Raw genomic sequence first — 18572 nt, forward strand, 5'->3', positions numbered from 1 at the left:
CCCGGCTAATTCCGCATGGTTTCTGTGCGGAAACATCAGACTTTGTCTGAGTTCCCCCTCTCCTTCCTCTGTTAGCAATAACGGTGAATGATGTGAGCCAGCACGAAAATTTAACTTCCGTTAATTAATAATGGCGACAAATATCAGGTAATTTTGAATTCCTTACATTGCCCCCTATTGCACATCTGAATTTATCGCTCTATTATTAGCTCAACAAACCACCCCACAATATAAGTTTGAGATTACTACAATGAGCGAAGCACTTAAAATTCTGAACAACATCCGTACTCTTCGTGCGCAAGCAAGAGAATGCACCCTTGAAACGCTGGAAGAGATGCTGGAAAAATTAGAAGTTGTCGTTAATGAGCGCCGTGAAGAAGAAAGCGCTGCTGCGGCAGAAATCGAAGAGCGCACTCGTAAGTTGCAACAATATCGTGAAATGCTGATTGCTGACGGTATTGATCCAAACGAACTGCTGAACAGCATGGCAGCAGCTAAATCTGGAACTAAAGCAAAACGCGCAGCTCGTCCGGCTAAATATAGCTACGTTGACGAAAACGGCGAAACCAAAACATGGACTGGCCAGGGTCGTACCCCGGCGGTTATCAAAAAAGCAATGGATGAGCAGGGTAAATCTCTGGACGATTTCCTGATCAAAGACTGATTTTCTCATTCTTAATAAATCCCGCTACGGCGGGATTTTTTTTGTGTGAACGTTTTACCGGCTTGTAAAAAATCATCGTCTGGGTGACGGACAGGCAATAAAAAAACCGGAGATAACCGCGCAGTCTATGCCGTTTATCCCCGGTTTTAGCGGGTGAAGCTATCGCTTAGTTAGCTAATAGCCTTGCCCAGCCATTGTTTAAACTCGTCGCCAAGGTCGTGGTGGCGAATGCCATATTCCACGAAAGCCTGCATATATCCGAGTTTATTACCGCAGTCATGGCTTTTACCTTTCATATGATAGGCTTCAACGGTTTCTTTCTCGATAAGCATATCAATGGCGTCGGTCAGCTGAATTTCGTCGCCTGCTCCCGGAGGGGTTTTTGCCAGCAGCGGCCAAATCTCTGCGCTCAGCACGTAACGGCCCACGACAGCAAGGTTAGACGGCGCAACATCGGCTTTCGGCTTCTCAACCACGCCCACCATCGGCACGCTCTCACCCGGCGCCAGAGGCTGACCTTTGCAGTCCACCACGCCGTATGCAGTCACGTCATCCACCGGCTCAACCATGATCTGGCTGGCGCCCGTTTCGTTAAAACGGGCAATCATCTCGGCGAGGTTGTCGCGGGAGAGATCGGATTCGTATTCGTCAAGGATCACGTCCGGCAGAATAACGGCAACTGGCTCATCACCAACAACCGGATGCGCACACAGCACGGCGTGACCGAGGCCTTTCGCCAGGCCCTGGCGAACCTGCATAATAGTGACGTGTGGCGGGCAAATAGACTGAACCTCTTCAAGCAGCTGGCGTTTAACACGTTTTTCCAGCATCGCTTCAAGTTCAAAACTGGTATCAAAATGGTTTTCGATAGAGTTTTTGGACGAGTGCGTAACCAGTACAATTTCAGTAATACCAGCTGCAATGCATTCATTCACAACGTACTGAATTAATGGTTTATCCACCAGTGGCAGCATTTCCTTCGGAATAGCCTTGGTCGCTGGTAGCATCCTGGTACCTAACCCCGCAACCGGGATGACGGCTTTTCTGACTTTTGAATTTACGGCAGCCATTGAAATCTCCTGAACTGTTCAAACTTTGAACGTGCTCGTTATTAATAACGCGTTGAGTATATCAGTACCGTCATGCAAGCCGGGTCTGAAAAGGACGCGCTAACCTTGAATTAGGATTTATACGCATAACTGTGCGGATAGTATCACCACGCCAGATAACCGGGTAAAGCTATCTGTCGTTTGCGCGCTGATTGCTCATTCCGCAGACAACATTAAGCGTAATCGACCACCGGCACCCCAAATTTGACATTGCCACGAAACACAGCGCTGACTAATTTGGTTAAGGTAAGCATTACCTAATGTGCCAAGCGGAACACCATTGCTGATCTGTATTTGATGCTCGCCGGTATTCAATGTTCCATTCAGTCCGGCTGACACGAGGATCAAATTTTTTAGTCCACTATGATAATAGCCTACCAGCAAGGGAAACTGGCCGGGTAAATTGGCCTGACGGAGCAACTGGTTGACCTGTTTTAGTAAACTGCCCATTTCTGGTAACCGCTGTCGTTGATGTGACAGTTGCTCCTGCAACAATCCATTAAAAAGCGCGCGTAATAATAAAGCGGCAAGAACGCCATTATCACCCGCTCGCGTAACGTCAAGACAATAAAAGGCGAGATCGTGATCGGATAAAGGTGCAATATCCAGTACCAGTCCAGGTTTATCCGCCGAAACGAGCTGGCGGTAATTTATACGGCAATGGGATATTTCCTGCTGAACCGGTGGCTGCAATTCCTGTAGTAATTTCGCTGCTGCATGTGGATTACTGGTTAACGCGTCCCAGTCATCAAAAAGCCGTTCCTCTTCTTCTACCCTGGAATTGAACATATTCGGGTAAAGACAGGCGAAAACGGTCTCCTTTAAGCGGTCAAAATCTTTAACCGGCTTGAGCAGGACGTCCTGAACGCCCAGTCGCAAGGCACGGGCAATGTCCGCCATGTTTTCCGTTGCGGAAATGACCAGAATGGGCATCTGGTCGCCTTCGTTGCGCAGATGTTCAACCAGCGCCAGACCATTCATACGCGGCATGGCGATATCACAGATCATCAGGTCAGGCTTATGGTTTACCATCTTCTCCAGCGCATCCACGCCATCCTCTGCCAGAACGGTTGATGCGCCCAGAGACGAAAGCCATGAATTTAATAGAGTCCGGAAAACGGGTTCGTCTTCGACAATCAGAATCTGTTTTCCCGCCAATGGCTGCGTCATGGTATCTCCCCTGGCTGACGATACGTAAATAGTGGCATGCTATCCGCAGTATCGCCTGTCAGATTTTGCTGAAGTAGTCAAAAAAATTGCTGTTACATGTCCGTGCGCACAAGCGGCAGCAGTTCATCCATCTTTTTCTCAACAGCGAGCTGTCCGGCGGCAATAGCCGACGCAGCCCGATGAAAATCGAGTGTGGAGATTTGCGGACAATAAGGTTGCAACAGGATATCTGGCGGATCGCCCGCCATACGATTCCGTTTTAGCCGGTTTTCCAGTACCTGAATCGAGGTGGTCATGATCTCCATCGCCGTTGGCGTCGTGGCCATACGTCGGGCGGTCATGCGTCCCATGCGTGTCCGTAGTCGTCCGTGCCAGGTAAGGTCGTCGTCTTCGTTGACCTCGTCCGGCGCGCTGACCGACAGTAAATCCTGCTGCATCAGGTGCGCATCATGCTGAAGATCGACAGCAATCACGATATCCGCCCCCAGCGCACGGGTCAGCGACACCGGAACCGGATTTACTACGCCGCCGTCCACCAGCCAGTAGCCGTTATGCATCACCGGTGACATCAGCCCCGGAATGCTACAGGACGCGCGAACGGCAAGGTGAAGATCACCTTCGGTGAACCAGAGCTCACGCCCGGTGCTGAGATTGGTTGCCACAGCCGCAAAACGACGCTCGCAGTCGTCAATTTGCTCACAGGGCATCACTTGACGGTACCGGGAAAACACGCGCTCACCACGGAGCAGGCCGCCGCGTCGCCAGGAAAGATCCATCAGACGCAGCACATCCCAGTAGCTGAATGAACAGACCCACTTTTCCAGCGAGTCCAGGCGGTTACAGGCAAAGGCCGCTCCCACCAAAGAACCAATAGAGCAGCCTGCAACAATGTCTATTTCAATGCCCATTTTTTGCAGGGCTTTAATCACACCGATATGCGACCAACCTCGTGCAGCGCCCGATCCCAGCGCCAGACCAATTTTCACCTTTCTCATTGTTACCGGTGGACATCCTCCCGTCTCAGGCGTAGCCACATTGCTACTGCTCAGTTAACATAGTGCTACCTGGCGCAACTGCGCCGTTATTTTTTTGTGTTCCAGGGAGGCAACTTTGTCACCATTATGCCCCTGCGGCAGCGCTCTCGAGTATAGCCTATGTTGCCAGCGTTATCTGTCTGGCGCTCAGCTAGCGCCGGATCCGTCACAACTTATGCGATCCCGCTACACCGCTTTTGTGATGAAAGATGCCGATTATTTGCTAAAAACCTGGCATTCATCCTGTCAGGCCCCCCAGTTTCGCAGCGACATTGAGCGCGGCTTTGCCGATACGCAATGGCTGGGCCTTACCGTCTTCGCGACAGAACCGGGAAGCCATGAAAATGAAGGCTTTGTTAGTTTCGTCGCTCGCTTTCGTGAACACAATAAGACGGGGGCGATTATCGAACGTTCAAGATTCTTAAAAGAAACCGGGCAATGGTATTATATTGATGGTACGCGTCCATTGATTGGCCGTAACGACCCCTGCCCTTGCGGTTCAGGTAAAAAATTTAAAAAGTGCTGCGGTCAGTAACGCCGCGGTCAACATACAGCAAACACCGTCAACAGGATTTCCCCGGCAATGCATTCATTACAACGTAAAGTTCTCCGTACTATTTGCCCCGATCAGAAAGGGCTTATCGCTCGTATCACCAACATTTGCTACAAGCACGAACTGAACATCGTGCAGAACAATGAGTTTGTTGATCACCGTACGGGGCGCTTTTTTATGCGTACCGAGCTGGAAGGCATTTTTAACGATGTCACGCTGCTCGCCGATCTCGACAGCGCTTTACCGGAAGGCTCCGTGCGCGAGCTCAACCCGGCTGGCCGCCGCCGTATTGTAATTCTGGTGACCAAAGAGGCGCACTGCCTCGGCGATCTGTTAATGAAAGCCAACTATGGCGGTCTGGATGTGGAAATCGCTGCCGTCATCGGTAACCATGACACGCTGCGCCCGCTGGTGGAACGTTTTGATGTGCCGTTCGAACTGGTCAGCCATGAAGGGCTGTCGCGTGAAGAGCACGACAACCTGATGGCCAATGCCATCGACGCACACCAGCCTGACTACGTCGTGCTGGCGAAATATATGCGTGTGCTGACGCCTGCTTTCGTAGCGCGCTTCCCGAATAAGATCATTAACATTCACCACTCGTTCCTGCCCGCCTTTATTGGCGCGCGCCCGTACCACCAGGCCTACGAACGTGGTGTAAAGATTATCGGCGCGACGGCCCATTACGTTAATGACAATCTTGATGAAGGCCCGATCATCATGCAGGACGTGATCCATGTGGATCACACCTACACCGGCGACGATATGATGCGCGCCGGGCGCGACGTTGAGAAGAATGTTCTCAGCCGCGCGCTGTATCAGGTGCTGGCACAACGCGTGTTTGTTTACGGAAATCGGACGATCATTCTGTAATCCCTTCGAAATGAACTGATTAGCTTTGCATCGTTACGCATAAAAAGCAGGCAAACAGTTCGTTTTTGTCGAAGGAATGCTTTACAGCGGCGCATCATTTGATATGATGCGCCCCGCTTCCCGAAACGGGAGCAGGCCAGTATTAAGCAATACCCCGTGGTGGGGTTCCCGAGCAGCCAGAGGGAGTTGACGGTAAATTTGTCGTCATCGACTTCAAGGTTCGACTCGAGCGATAGCGAGAGAACGTTGCCGCAGGCAACGGCCCGAAGGGTGAGGAGCTTTAGCTCCGAATAATCCTTCCCGATATCGAAATACCATGCATTGAATTACCCCGTGGTGGGGTTCCCGAGCGGCCAAAGGGAGCAGACTGTAAATCTGCCGTCATCGACTTCGAAGGTTCGAATCCTTCCCCCACCACCATCTCGCTGCATTAACTCAAAATATGAATTACCCCTGGTGGGGTTCCCGAGCGGCCAAAGGGAGCAGACTGTAAATCTGCCGTCATCGACTTCGAAGGTTCGAATCCTTCCCCCACCACCATCACTTCCTGTTGCACTGACTCCACGAAAAGCACTTTTGCCTTATATTCTGCCCATGCGGGAAGGATGAGAAGCTTCGACTAAGGTTCGATTCGAGCAGCGTTGCCCGGTGGCGTTTCACTTACCGGGCCTACAAGCGATCATACCGTAGGCCGGGTAAGGCGTAGCCGCCACCCGGCAAACCGCCATAAAAAAACCCTGCCGAAGCAGGGTTCAGTGGCACTCAAGGCGTGTCAGCGACGCGCGCGGACAATCTGGTATTTGCGGGTCAGGTATTCGACTGGCGCGCTCCAGATATGGACCAGACGCGAGAATGGGAACAGCACGAACAGCGTCATCCCCAGCACCAGGTGTACACGAAAGACAAACGCCACGCCGTCGAGATGCGCAGACGCGCCACCGTGGAAAGTCACCACGGACTGCGCCCAGCCAACCAGTTTCATCATCTCGCTGCCATCCATATGCTGCGCCGAGAACGGAATCGTCAGCAGGCCCAGCGCGCACTGTATCATCAGCAGGGAGAGGATCAGGATATCCGCCGTGGTGGTGGTCGCGCGAACGCGTGGGCTGAACAGACGACGTTTGAGCAGCATCAGGCCACCAACCAGCGTCATCACGCCACAGGCACCACCGGCAATCATCGCCATTTTCTGCTTCACGTCGATGGGCAGGAACGCTTCGTACATCCAGTGCGGCGTCAACATCCCCAGGAAATGCCCGGCGAAAATCCCCAGGATCCCAAAGTGGAACAGGTTGGACGCCATGTTCATACCCTTGCGATCCAGCATCTGGCTGGACGACGCGCGCCAGCTGTACTGGCCGTAATCGTAGCGCAGCCAGCTACCCAACAAAAACACCGTCCCCGCGATGTAGGGATAAATGTCGAAGAAGAACATAGTAAGGAAGTGCATTAGTGCTGTCCTCCGTTAGAGATTTCCAGATATTGCGGGGCGACGGCGCCGGCAAAACGACGCTGATGGGCAGAGATTTCGGACTCGCCACAACCCTGATCGGCGAGGAATTTCACCTGCTCTTCTTCCCAGACGGCATCCAACGCCTGCGGGGTATCGTCACGCGCTTCCTCAGCAATTTTCTCGGCGACTTTGTCGCTGTCGATTTCAGTGCTCGCCAGCGTCAGCAGCACGTCAAACAGCACCGCATAGCGGCTGTCACGCTGCGTCAGCCGGGCGCTCAGCAGCGCCAGAATCGGCGCAATGTCCTGAAGACCACCAATGGCGTCCTGCTCCGGCAACTGCCCGAGATACTCCAGATAGAGCGGCAGATGGTCAGGCAGCTCGCGGCTGTCGAGCTGCAGGCCGTGTTGCTCGTACTGCGCCATCAGGTCAACCATCGCCTGGCCACGATCGCGGGATTCACCGTGGACGTGTTCAAACAGCAGCAGCGAAGTGGCGCGACCGCGATCGAACAGCTCGCTGTAGGTCGCCTGCGCATCCAGTAAATCCTGTGCCGTCAGATCGCGCAGGAAAACCGCCAGTTTTTCCGATGCCGTTTTTTCCAGTTTTTCAGATGACGCGAGTGCTTCGAACAACTCCTGCTGATGCTGCCACAGGGCAGCATCCGGGTATTCGAGTAGACGCGCGACAATGACGAGTTCAATCATTGGTGCGGCTCCGTTTTGCTGGTCACATCGATGGCATCAATGCGGCGGCTATTGAACAGGTTGAATTTGGTATCTGAACCGTGGCAGCCATCGCCAAAGGTAAAGCCACAACCGCTTTTCTCCGGGAAGGCTTCACGCGCCAGTTCACGATGACTGCTCGGGACGACAAAGCGGTCTTCGTAGTTGGCGATCGCCAGATAACGGTACATTTCCTGCGCCTGCGCTTCCGTCAGACCGACCTCTTCCAGCGCGCGGGTATCGCTAACGCCATCCACGGTTTCAGCACGCTTGAAGTGACGCATCGCCAGCATACGTTTCAGCGCGCGCAGAACCGGCTGGGTGTCGCCTGCGGTCAGCAGATTCGCCAGATACTGTACCGGGATACGCAGACTTTCGACGTCCGGCAGAATGCCGTTGCTGCCCAGTTCGCCCGCATCGGCGGCGGACTGAATCGGTGACAATGGCGGTACGTACCAGACCATCGGCAGCGTACGGTATTCCGGATGCAGCGGCAGCGCCAGCTTCCAGTCCATCGCCATTTTGTAAACCGGCGACTGCTGTGCCGCGTCGATGACGCTCTGCGGAATGCCGTCTGCCAGCGCCTGGGCAATCACCTGTGGATCGTTCGGATCGAGGAACACATCCAGTTGACGCTGATACAGGTCTTTTTCGTTTTCAGTGCTGGCTGCGTTTTCGATGGCGTCTGCGTCATACAGCAGCACGCCAAGGTAGCGGATACGTCCGACGCAGCTCTCAGAGCAAACGGTCGGCATCCCGGCTTCGATACGCGGGTAGCAGAAAATGCACTTCTCAGATTTACCGCTCTTCCAGTTGAAGTAGATTTTTTTGTACGGGCAGCCGGTGATGCACATACGCCAGCCACGGCATTTGTCCTGGTCGATCAGCACGATGCCGTCTTCTTCACGCTTGTAGATGGCACCACTCGGGCAGGTGGCGACACAGGCCGGGTTCAGGCAGTGTTCGCACAGGCGCGGCAGATACATCATGAAGGTGTTTTCGAACTGGCCGTACATCGCCTTCTGCATGTTTTCGAAGTTCTGGTCTTTGGCGCGTTTTTCAAACTCGCCACCCAGAATCTCTTCCCAGTTCGGCCCGCTGGTGATTTTGTCCATGCGCTTCCCGGTGATCAGTGAGCGTGGACGGGCGATCGGCTGATGTTTACTTTCCGGCGCGGTGTGCAGGTTCTGGTAGTCGTAATCAAACGGCTCGTAATAGTCTTCAATGCCCGGCAGATGCGGGTTGGCGAAAATTTTGCCCAGCAGCATCGCACGGTTACCCATGCGCGGCTGCAGCTTGCCGTTGATTTTACGGATCCAGCCGCCCTTCCACTTTTCCTGATTTTCCCAGTCGTTCGGGAAGCCAACACCCGGCTTACTTTCTACGTTGTTGAACCAGGCGTATTCCATGCCTTCACGGCTGGTCCAGACGTTTTTACAGGTGACTGAGCAGGTGTGGCAGCCGATGCATTTGTCGAGATTCAGCACCATGCCGACTTGTGAACGAATTTTCATTTTACGCTCTCCTGTACCTGGTCATTACCTTCGCCGTCTAACCAGTTAATGTTCTTCATCTTACGTACCACCACGAACTCATCGCGGTTAGATCCTACGGTGCCGTAGTAGTTAAAGCCGTAGGCCAACTGGGCATAGCCACCGATCATGTGGGTCGGTTTCGGGCTGATGCGGGTAACCGAGTTGTGGATCCCGCCGCGTTGACCGGTGATTTCCGATCCCGGCAGGTTCACGATGCGTTCCTGCGCGTGATACATCATGGTCATCCCGGCCGGAACACGCTGGCTGACAACCGCACGGGCGGTCAGCGCACCGTTGCTATTGAACACTTCGATCCAGTCGTTATCTTCAATCCCCAGATCTTTAGCATCCGCTTCACTCATCCAGACGATCGGCCCACCGCGTGACAGGGTCAGCATCAGCAGGTTGTCGCTGTAGGTGGAGTGAATACCCCACTTCTGGTGCGGCGTCAGGAAGTTCAGCGCCTTCTCAGGGTTACCGTTGGATTTCTGCCCCATCACCACTTTCACCGAACGGGTGTCAATTGGCGGACGGTACACCAGCAGACTTTCGCCAAAGTCACGCATCCACTGGTGATCCTGATACAACTGCTGACGACCCGACAGCGTGCGCCATGGGATCAGCTCGTGAACGTTGGTGTAACCGGCGTTATAGGAGACGTGCTCATCTTCCAGACCAGACCAGGTCGGGCTGGAGATAATTTTGCGCGGCTGCGCCTGAATATCGCGGAAGCGAATTTTCTCTTCCTCTTTATTCGTCGCCAGATGGGTATGGTCGCGACCGGTAAATTCGCTCAGCGCCGCCCAGGCTTTCACCGCGACGTGGCCGTTAGTTTCCGGCGCCAGAGTGAGGATCATCTCAGCCGCATCAATCGCCGTGTTGAGCATCGGCTGGCCTTTGGCCGGACCCTCTGCTTTGGTGTAATTGAGCTTACGCAGCAGATCCATTTCGCTCTGGGTGTTCCACGCAATACCTTTACCGCCGTTGCCGATTTTCTCCATCAACGGACCGATAGAGGTGAAACGCTCATACGTCGCCGGGTAATCACGCTCAACGGTCATGATGTGCGGCGCAGTTTTGCCCGGGATCAGGTCGCATTCGCCTTTCTTCCAGTCTTTTACATCCATCGGTTGCGCCAGTTCAGCGGCGGAGTCGTGCTGAATCGGCAGCGTCACCACGTCCGTTTCTTTACCAAGATGCCCGACGCAAACTTCAGAGAATTTCTTCGCGATGTCTTTGTAGATATCCCAGTCGCTCTTCGATTCCCACGCCGGATCGACCGCCGCCGACAGCGGATGAATAAACGGATGCATATCCGAGGTATTCATGTCGTCTTTTTCGTACCAGGTGGCGGTCGGCAACACGATATCGGAGTACAGGCAGGTACTCGAGAGACGGAAGTCCAGCGTCACCACCAGATCCAGTTTGCCGTCGAGACCGTTATTCACCCACTCCACCTCTTCCGGCTTCGTGGCGCCCTGTTTGCCCAAATCAACACCCTGAATACCGTTCTCGGTGCCGAGCAGGTATTTCAACATGTATTCATGGCCTTTACCGGACGAGCCCAGCAGGTTGGAACGCCAGATAAACAGATTGCGCGGGTGGTTTTTGCCGTTTTCCGGTTGCTCTGCGGCAAAGCGGATGGAGCCCTCTTTCAGGGATTTCACGGTGTAATCCACCGGCGTCATGCCGGCTTTCTCAGCTTCTGCAGCGATGCGCAGCGGGTTCGTGCCGAGCTGCGGAGCCGACGGCAGCCAGCCCATGCGTTCTGCACGCACGTTGAAGTCGATCAGATTGCCGCTGTAGCGGGATTTGTCCGCCAGCGGCGACAGCAGTTCCTGCGCCGATAACGTTTCATAGCGCCACTGGCTGGAGTGGTTATAGAAGTACGAGGTGCTGTTCATGTGGCGTGGCGGACGCTGCCAGTCAAGGGCAAACGCCAGCGGCTGGCAGCCGGGTATCGAGGTGATACCAGTGGTTCAGACCCGCACCGACGATGATCATCGAACGACCGTGGGTTTTATCGGCGTTATCAGCAAACTCACGGGCGGTGCGGATAATCTGCGCGCGCGGCACGCCGGTGATCTGCTCGGCCCACGCCGGGGTATACGCTTTGATGTCGTCATAACCGGTGGCGCAATTTTCATCATCCAGACCGCGATCGAGACCGTAGTTCGCCATGGTCAGATCGTAAACGGTGGTCACCAGCGCGGAAGAACCATCCGCCAGTTGCACGCGTTTCACCGGCAGTTTATGCAGCAGGATGTTTTCCAGCTCCACTTTATTAAAATGCTCGGTGCCATCACCGCCGAAATACGGGAAGCCGACGTTTGCAATGTCATCATGGCTNACGCAGCTGGACGTCTTCACCCGTTTTACCGTCACGCTGTTCGAGATTCCATTTGCCTTTATCACCCCAACGGAAACCGATGGAGCCGTTCGGGGCGATCAGGTCGCCGAATTCATCAATAGCAACGGTTTTCCATTCCGGATTCTTTTCCTGGCCCAGCGCGTCAACCAGATCAGCGGCACGCAGTGTGCGGCCCGGCGCGTAGTAGCCGTCACGCGCTTCCAGCATCACCAGCATCGGCATGTCGGTGTAGCGGCGAACGTAGTCGGTGAAATACTGGCTTGGCTTATCGAGATGGAATTCACGCAGCATCACGTGGCCCATCGCCATCGCCATTGCCGCATCGGTGCCCTGCTTCGGCGCCAGCCACAGGTCGCACAGCTTGGCGATTTCCGCGTAATCCGGGGTAATCGCGACGGTCTTGGTGCCTTTATAACGGACTTCAGTGAAGAAGTGGGCGTCCGGGGTACGGGTCTGCGGCACGTTAGAGCCCCAGGCGATGATGTAGCTGGAGTTGTACCAGTCAGCCGATTCCGGCACGTCGGTCTGCTCGCCCCAGGTCTGCGGAGATGCCGGCGGCAGGTCACAGTACCAGTCGTAGAAGCTCAGACAAGTGCCGCCAATGAGCGACAAGTAACGTGCGCCGGACGCGTACGACACCATCGACATCGCCGGAATTGGCGAGAAGCCGGCGACACGGTCAGGGCCGTAGGTTTTCACGGTGTAGACGTTGGAGGCCGCAATCAGTTCGTTCACTTCCTGCCAGGAGGAGCGAACGAAACCACCGCGACCACGCGCCTGTTTGAAGCTTTTGGCTTTGTCGGCATCTTCAATGATGGAGGCCCAGGCGTTCACCGGATCGGGATGCTGCGCTTTCGCTTCACGCCACATTTTCATCAGGCGTTTGCGCATCAGCGGGTATTTCAGGCGGTTAGCGCTGTACAGATACCAGGAATAGCTGGCACCACGCGGGCAGCCACGCGGTTCGTGGTTTGGCATATCCGGACGAGTACGCGGGTAGTCAGTCTGCTGCATTTCCCATGTCACCAGACCGTTTTTAACGAAAATCTTCCAGCTGCAGGATCCTGTGCAGTTTACGCCGTGAGTGGAACGAACAACTTTGTCATGCTGCCAACGCTGACGGTATCCATCCTCCCAGTCCCGGTTGGTGTTTAGAAGCTGGCCGTGCCCATCGGCAAAGGTTTCGCCCTTCTGCTTGAAGTAGCGAAACCGGTCCAGGAATTTACTCATCGGGTTTCTCCTGTTGGGAGCCTGACGGCTCTCTGATAAATCGACATTGCCTAAGTTGCAGCGAAAGTAACGTTCTGAAAGAAGAAGGGAATTGATAACGATCAAGGCGGTTTGCGTTCACAAAGCCGCTAAAAAGACGAGATACCACCAGGGAGGTATATGCGCTGATTTTTTAATTTGTTGATTTGTAATGTTTTTATAAAGGAGTCGTGGGTAGTTTATTTTTTATAACATTCAAGTGGGTATTAAGGGGTAGAGGGTCATCCTGTCAGAACATTGTGTTACCGGTGTCACAAACCTGTCAGCGCCCTCATCCCACTCAGTATGTTGTAACTAAATGCAGCGCAAAAAAAGGCGCGGTTGCCCGCGCCAGGATAATCAAGAAGTCACTTTATTTTTTAGTTTTACGCCCGTATACCGCCCATGTGATCACCACGCAGGCAATATAGAACACGAGAAACACTTTCATTGCGCCCGCCGGAGAACCGGTGAGGTCCAGCGAGGCACCAAAGGCTTTCGGAATAAAGAAGCCGCCAATCGCGCCAATGGCCGAGATAAAACCCAGTGCGGCGGCGGNNCTTCACGCATTGCCCGCGCTTCGGTACCGCCCTGCGCTTTCACGCGTTCCATGGTTATCTTACGGAATATCAGCGAAATCATCTGGAAGGTGGACGCACTCCCCAGACCGGCTGTCAGGAACAGCACCATAAAGACGCCAAAGAACGCGATGAAGTTTCCGCCTTCGCCGTGCGTCGGCAGCGTCAGGAACAACAGCGCACAGAAAATGGCCATTACCACAAAGTTCACCAGCGTCACGCGGGTCCCCCCGAGACGGTCAGAGATCGCCCCGCCAGTGGAACGCGCCAGCGCACCGATGAACGGACCAAAAAACGCATAATGCAGGATCTGTACATCCGGGAACTGGGTTTTCGCCAGCATCGCGAAGCCCGCCGAGAAGCCGATGAACGAGCCGAACGTGGCGAGATACAGCAGACTCATGATCCACAGGTGACCACGTTTGAGTACCGGCAATTGTTCGCGCAGTGATGCTTTTGATGCGGCCAGGTCATTCATGCCAAACCAGGCGGCCAGGGTGAAAATCACCAGCAGCGGCACCCAGACCCAGGCAGCGTTTTCGAGATAGAGAATGGAGCCGTCCGGCTGTGCTGCGCCGTCGCTGCCAAAGAAGGCAAACATCGACAGGGAGACCACCAGCGGCGCAACCAGCTGCATCACGCTGACGCCCATGTTGCCGAGCCCACCGTTAATTCCCAGCGCCCCGCCCTGTTTCTGTTTGGGAAAGAAGAAGCTGATGTTTGCCATACTGGAGGCGAAGTTGGCGCCTGCAAAACCACACAGCAAAGAGATGATGACAAAGATGCTGAACGGAGTGGAGGGATCCTGCACCGCGAAACCTAACCAAATGCACGGAACGATCATGATGCCGGTACTGAATGCCGTCCAGCGACGACCGCCAAATACCGGGACCATAAACGCATACGGTACACGCAGCAGCGCACCGGAAAGCGCCGGGAGCGCAGTCAGCATAAACAGCTGATCGGTGGAGAACTGAAAGCCGACCTTATTCAGATTAACCGCCACTGCACTAAACAACATCCATACGCAAAACGCCAGCAGCAGGCACGGTACGGAAATCCACAGGTTTCGACTTGCAATGCGATGACCGCCCTGTTGCCAGAATGCCGGATCTTCAGGACGCCAGTCGGTAATGACTGCACTGCTTGCCTTCTCCTCAACGGAAGAGTGACTCATAGACACCTCTGATTATGAATATCAACGGTGCAACATTGAGTTTTTCCGGCGGCAGGTAAGTTGATATAAATCAAAGGAAAAGTTGACGCTCAAACCCTGAGAAAATGACTATTATCCTTAATGAGTAGAGAATTACTCTTAAAAAAGTGTGGTTTTTCACGCGAATGATGCTGCCGGATACGTTTCTTCCCCCAGGTCACCTTCTGGTGGCAATTAAGAGGTAATCCTTTTGGGGTATGGGTATACTCCGGGGGATACCGGACAATAGCATTACGCCGGGATGAAACCTCGGGTCAGGAGCCAGATTGCCCAATGCTTAAACGTCGTTTTACACCGCTCACGCTGGTGAATCAACTGGTGCTTATCGTCCTGCTGTCCACCCTCATTGGTGTGACGGGCATGACCATCTCTGCCCGTCTGGTCCACGGCGTACAGGGCAGCGCCCATGCCATCAACAAAGCAGGTTCCCTGCGCATGCAGAGCTATCGTCTGCTGGCGTCCATTCCACTGACGGCGGAAGATCAGATCCTGCTGGATAACATGGAAGCCACCGTATTCAGCCCTGAACTGGAACAGGCCGCCATCCGTGACGGTCAGGTGGAGCAACTGAGCGCCTTGCAAAAATACTGGCAGGGCGAGCTGGCGCCGGGCATGAAAAAAGCCCATAGCCAGGCGACCGTCGCCGGTGACGTCGCCAGTTTTGTTAACCGCATCGACCAGCTTGTGTATGCCTTTGACCATACTACTGAAGAGCGAATCACCAGCGTGGTGTCAGCCATGCGCTGGATGGTGCTGGTCATGGCGTTGCTGCTGATTTTTACCATCGTCTGGCTGCGCGCCCGGTTGATGCACCCCTGGCAACAGCTGCTGCGCATGGCGCGGGCGGTGAGTCAGCGCGACTTTACCCAGCGCGCGCGCATCAGTGGCCGTAACGAAATGGCGACGCTCGGCATGGCGCTGAATAACATGTCCGAAGAGCTGGCGGAAAGCTATGCGGTGCTTGAGCAGCGCGTACAGGAAAAAACCGCGCGGCTGGAGCAGAAAAACGAAATTCTGGCGTTTCTGTGGCAGGGCCACTTCAGGGTCTGACTTTACTGCGCGACATCGAAGTGCGGGTGTATGACACCGAAGACGAAGAAAACCATCAGGAATTTACCTGCCATTCTGAAAGTAGTTGCGATGAAAAAGGCTGCTTCCTCTGCCCGCGTGAACTGCCTTCACCACCCGGCGGCGGCAGTACGCTAAAATGGCGGCTGACGGATGCCCACAATCAGTACGGCATTCTGCTGGCGACGCTGCCGGAAGGCTGCCATATGAGTCACGATCAGCAGCAACTGGTGGATACACTGGTTGAACAACTGACCTCGACGCTGGCGCTGGACTGGCACCAGGAGCGCCAACAGCAGATGATCGTCATGGAAGAGCGCGCCACCATCGCCCGCGAACTGCACGACTCTATCGCACAGTCCCTCTCCTGCATGAAGATGCAGGTCAGTTGCCTGCAGATGCGCGGTGAAGCGCTGCCGATGGAGAGTCGTGACCTGCTGGCGCAGATCCGTAACGAACTAAACACCTCCTGGGCACAGCTGCGTGAGCTGCTGACCACCTTCCGCCTGCAACTGACCGAGCCGGGGCTTCGCCCCGCGCTGGAAGCCAGTTGCATTGAATACAGCGCGCATTTTGGCTTTAACGTTCAGCTGGATTATCAGCTACCGCCGCGTTACGTGCCGTCGCATCAGGCGATCCACGTATTGCAAATCGTGCGCGAAGCATTAAGTAACGCCCTCAAACATGCTCAGGCGACAGTAGTAAAAGTGACCGTCTATCAACAAGAACATCAGGTAAAACTGATCGTGGAAGATAACGGCTGCGGCGTACCGGATCACGCCGAACGCAGCAACCATTACGGTTTAATCATAATGCGGGACCGCGCGCAAAGCTTGCGTGGCGATTGCCAGGTGCGCCGGCGCGACAACGGTGGAACGGAAGTTGTCGTGACCTTTATTCCCGAAAAATCTCTCTCGATACAACAAGGAGATACCTATGAGTAATCAGGAACGGGCAACCATCCTGCTAATAGACGATCACCCAATGCTGCGTACCGGCGTAAAACAGCTCATCAGCATGGCGCCTGATATTCAGGTTGTTGGCGAAGCCAGTAACGGCGACCAGGGCATTGAGCTGGCTGAGTCGCTCGACCCTGACCTGATTCTGCTCGACCTCAACATGCCAGGCATGAACGGTCTGGAAACCCTCGATAAACTGCGTGAAAGAACATTGTCCGGCCGCGTAGTGGTGTTCAGCGTGTCGAATCATGAAGAAGACGTGGTCACGGCGCTGAAGCGCGGCGCAGACGGTTACCTGCTGAAAGATATGGAACCGGAAGATTTACTCAAAGCGCTGCAACAGGCCGCTGCCGGTGAGATGGTGTTAAGCGAAGCGCTGACCCCGGTGCTGGCCGCCAGCCTGCGCGCTAACCGCGCCACCTCCGATCGCGACGTCAGCCAGTTGACGCCACGCGAGCGCGATATCCTCAAGCTAATTGCCCAGGGGCTGCCGAACAAGATGATCGCCCGCCGTCTGGATATCACCGAGAGCACGGTCAAAGTCCACGTGAAGCATATGCTGAAAAAAATGAAACTGAAATCTCGCGTGGAAGCGGCGGTCTGGGTTCACCAGGAACGCATCTTCTAATCACTCCAGCGGCTGTGATTGCCATGCGGGTGAACTGCTGCTGTCGGGGAATACCGTCAGCGGTTCGGTCGACGACAGCGTGATCTCATTGGATGAGACTCGCTGACCCTTCTTGTCTTCTACCACCACCGACAGATGCCACTGGTGGTTTGCGCCTTCGCTGTAATCCCACGCAGGAATAATAATGCTCCAGCCGTCGGCGCTCTCGCCATCAACCGGTGGCGTCAGGCTGAGCGCCTGCGTGTCGCCCTGCCAGTGCAGCGATTTAATACCATGCAGACTCCGCACCTGAAGCTTCAGTAGAACCGCCTCACCCGGCTGCAAATCCCATGGCGGCGTCGCCAGAAAGACCGACAGCGTTTTCCGCTGACGATATTCCATCACCGGCAAATCGCTGCGATCCGGACTGTCGTAGCGGCTCCCGCGTAGCGATAGTTAAGCTTCATCCCCAGGTTGTTCTGACTGACGCCGCTCTCACCCTGCTTGTGCAGCGCGCTGATGGTCACCAGCGGTACCGGGGTGTAATTGAGGCCCAGCGACACCGCCATCGGGTTGTGGTAACCGGTACCACTGTGAAAGAGGTCAACGCTCTCACCGAAATACTGCTCCAGGCTGACGCTGGTGTTGAGGTGCTGATAGAACGGCAACCGCGCCTGCGCAGTGAGATCGTAGCCGCGCGCCATGCGCTGCGACTGGGTGTCATTACGCACGCTCCAGTCGTTAAACGGCTGATAATAGTTGGCCGACAGCCGCAGATATTCGCCCCACGCTTCGGCACCAAAACCACCCCGCGCCAGGTTTTCATCCAGCTGCCGGTCATAAAAGGTGTTGTAGCCCAGCAGCCAGTCGCCCGCGATCCAGCGCTGGCCGATACCCGCGTTGCTGACCAGTCCGTCATCCTGTTGCGTCATACCAACCTGACTCCAGGTAAGATAGCGGTTGTTATCCTGTAGCGGCACAAACCAGTTGCCGCGGCTGCCGGTAAACCCGCCGTTATCATCCACCGTCAGGGCGACGCTGGCATTCCCCCACGGCGAAAGCAGCGTTTCCAGTTGCTGATTCACCTCCCCGCTGACTTCGGTACGGATCTTATCGAGCGCAAACAATTTAGCCTGCTCATCGGTGGTCAGCCCGTTATCTTCCATGCTGGCCTCGCCAAAGGCTTTGGCCATTTCCGCCAGGTGCTTTGCGCTGTCCTGCTGCTCAGGGGCAAGGCCGAGATCGGGAAGGTTATCCTGGTTATTATCGAACGGATTTTCCGCCTGCTGCATAAATGACGACGGCGCGCCCGCAACGCCTCCAGCCAGAAGCAGGAGTGACAATATCTGTGGGGTGGTACGGCGGAATAAAAGATGCATTACGTTCGTTTGTGAAAATCGTGGGATGAA

Annotated in this window: 10 protein-coding genes, 2 tRNA genes, 1 other RNA gene and 4 pseudogenes; 8 read left to right on the forward strand and 9 right to left on the reverse strand. The window is 54.8% G+C overall.

Going from position 1 to position 18572, the window contains the following annotated elements; all coding sequences use genetic code 11:
• Nucleotides 1-250 precede the first annotated feature (250 nt).
• A complete protein-coding gene (gene hns, locus GM30_RS20355; RefSeq protein WP_038153833.1) occupies nucleotides 251-664 on the forward strand; it encodes a histone-like nucleoid-structuring protein H-NS in 414 nt (137 codons plus the stop codon).
• 170 nt (nucleotides 665-834) lie between these two features.
• On the opposite strand, the gene galU is transcribed toward hns, so the two are convergent.
• The 3 genes from galU to rssA all read right to left on the reverse strand — a co-directional run bounded on the left by galU (nucleotide 835) and on the right by rssA (nucleotide 3938).
• Nucleotides 835-1734 (reverse strand): UTP--glucose-1-phosphate uridylyltransferase GalU, encoded by a 900-nt coding sequence (gene galU, locus GM30_RS20360; protein ID WP_049850083.1) that lies wholly within the window; start codon nucleotides 1732-1734, stop codon nucleotides 835-837.
• 195 nt (nucleotides 1735-1929) lie between these two features.
• Complete coding sequence (gene rssB / locus GM30_RS20365) at nucleotides 1930-2943, reverse strand: two-component system response regulator RssB (RefSeq protein ID WP_049850084.1); 1014 nt, start codon at nucleotides 2941-2943, stop codon at nucleotides 1930-1932.
• Between the two features lie 92 nt (nucleotides 2944-3035).
• Nucleotides 3036-3938 carry a patatin-like phospholipase RssA gene (gene rssA, locus GM30_RS20370; RefSeq protein ID WP_049850085.1) on the reverse strand — a complete coding sequence of 301 codons (903 nt, stop codon included), beginning with the start codon at nucleotides 3936-3938 and terminating at the stop codon, nucleotides 3036-3038.
• Nucleotides 3939-4053: 115 nt separating this feature from the next.
• Here rssA and GM30_RS20375 point away from each other — a divergent pair, with 115 nt between their 5' ends.
• The 5 genes from GM30_RS20375 to GM30_RS20390 all read left to right on the forward strand — a co-directional run bounded on the left by GM30_RS20375 (nucleotide 4054) and on the right by GM30_RS20390 (nucleotide 5943).
• Entirely contained in the window at nucleotides 4054-4512 is a 459-nt protein-coding gene (locus GM30_RS20375) for a YchJ family protein (protein WP_049850086.1), read from the forward strand.
• 48 nt (nucleotides 4513-4560) lie between these two features.
• Entirely contained in the window at nucleotides 4561-5403 is an 843-nt protein-coding gene (purU, locus tag GM30_RS20380; RefSeq protein WP_049850087.1) for a formyltetrahydrofolate deformylase, read from the forward strand.
• A 165-nt stretch (nucleotides 5404-5568) separates the two neighbouring features.
• Nucleotides 5569-5714, forward strand: a non-coding RNA gene (locus tag GM30_RS24990) — RtT sRNA.
• 24 nt (nucleotides 5715-5738) lie between these two features.
• Nucleotides 5739-5823 (forward strand) — tRNA-Tyr (locus GM30_RS20385).
• Between the two features lie 35 nt (nucleotides 5824-5858).
• Nucleotides 5859-5943 (forward strand) — tRNA-Tyr (locus GM30_RS20390).
• Nucleotides 5944-6175: 232 nt separating this feature from the next.
• On the opposite strand, the gene narI is transcribed toward GM30_RS20390, so the two are convergent.
• The 5 genes and pseudogenes from narI to GM30_RS20415 form a co-directional block, all read right to left on the reverse strand.
• Nucleotides 6176-6853: a respiratory nitrate reductase subunit gamma gene (gene narI, locus GM30_RS20395; protein ID WP_049850088.1), complete on the reverse strand. Its 678-nt coding sequence runs from the start codon at nucleotides 6851-6853 to the stop codon at nucleotides 6176-6178.
• On the reverse strand, nucleotides 6853-7563 hold the full coding sequence (gene narJ, locus GM30_RS20400) for a nitrate reductase molybdenum cofactor assembly chaperone (protein WP_049850089.1): 711 nt from the start codon (nucleotides 7561-7563) through the stop codon (nucleotides 6853-6855). Before narJ ends, narI begins: the two co-directional genes overlap by 1 nt.
• A complete protein-coding gene (narH, locus tag GM30_RS20405) occupies nucleotides 7560-9095 on the reverse strand; it encodes a nitrate reductase subunit beta (RefSeq protein WP_049850090.1) in 1536 nt (511 codons plus the stop codon). The genes narJ and narH overlap by 4 nt, the downstream gene beginning before the upstream one ends.
• Nucleotides 9092-12717, reverse strand: a pseudogene (locus GM30_RS26385) (nitrate reductase subunit alpha). Before GM30_RS26385 ends, narH begins: the two are co-directional and overlap by 4 nt.
• 391 nt (nucleotides 12718-13108) lie before the next feature.
• Nucleotides 13109-14490, reverse strand: a pseudogene (locus GM30_RS20415) (NarK family nitrate/nitrite MFS transporter).
• 312 nt (nucleotides 14491-14802) lie between these two features.
• On the opposite strand from GM30_RS20415, the pseudogene narX reads away from it, so the two are divergent.
• Together narX and narL are read left to right on the forward strand one after the other, a co-directional pair.
• Nucleotides 14803-16541: pseudogene (gene narX / locus GM30_RS20420) on the forward strand (nitrate/nitrite two-component system sensor histidine kinase NarX).
• The gene (narL, locus tag GM30_RS20425) at nucleotides 16534-17184 is read left to right on the forward strand and encodes a two-component system response regulator NarL (protein WP_049850091.1); all 651 of its coding nucleotides are present in this window, start codon (nucleotides 16534-16536) and stop codon (nucleotides 17182-17184) included. Before narX ends, narL begins: the two are co-directional and overlap by 8 nt.
• On the opposite strand, the pseudogene GM30_RS20430 reads toward narL, so the two are convergent.
• Nucleotides 17185-18542, reverse strand: a pseudogene (locus GM30_RS20430) (YchO/YchP family invasin). It abuts the gene before it with no gap.
• Nucleotides 18543-18572: the final 30 nt, after the last annotated feature.

The organism is Trabulsiella odontotermitis, assembly GCF_001188485.1.
In the GTDB taxonomy this organism is placed as follows: Bacteria; Pseudomonadota; Gammaproteobacteria; order Enterobacterales; family Enterobacteriaceae; genus Trabulsiella; species Trabulsiella odontotermitis_A.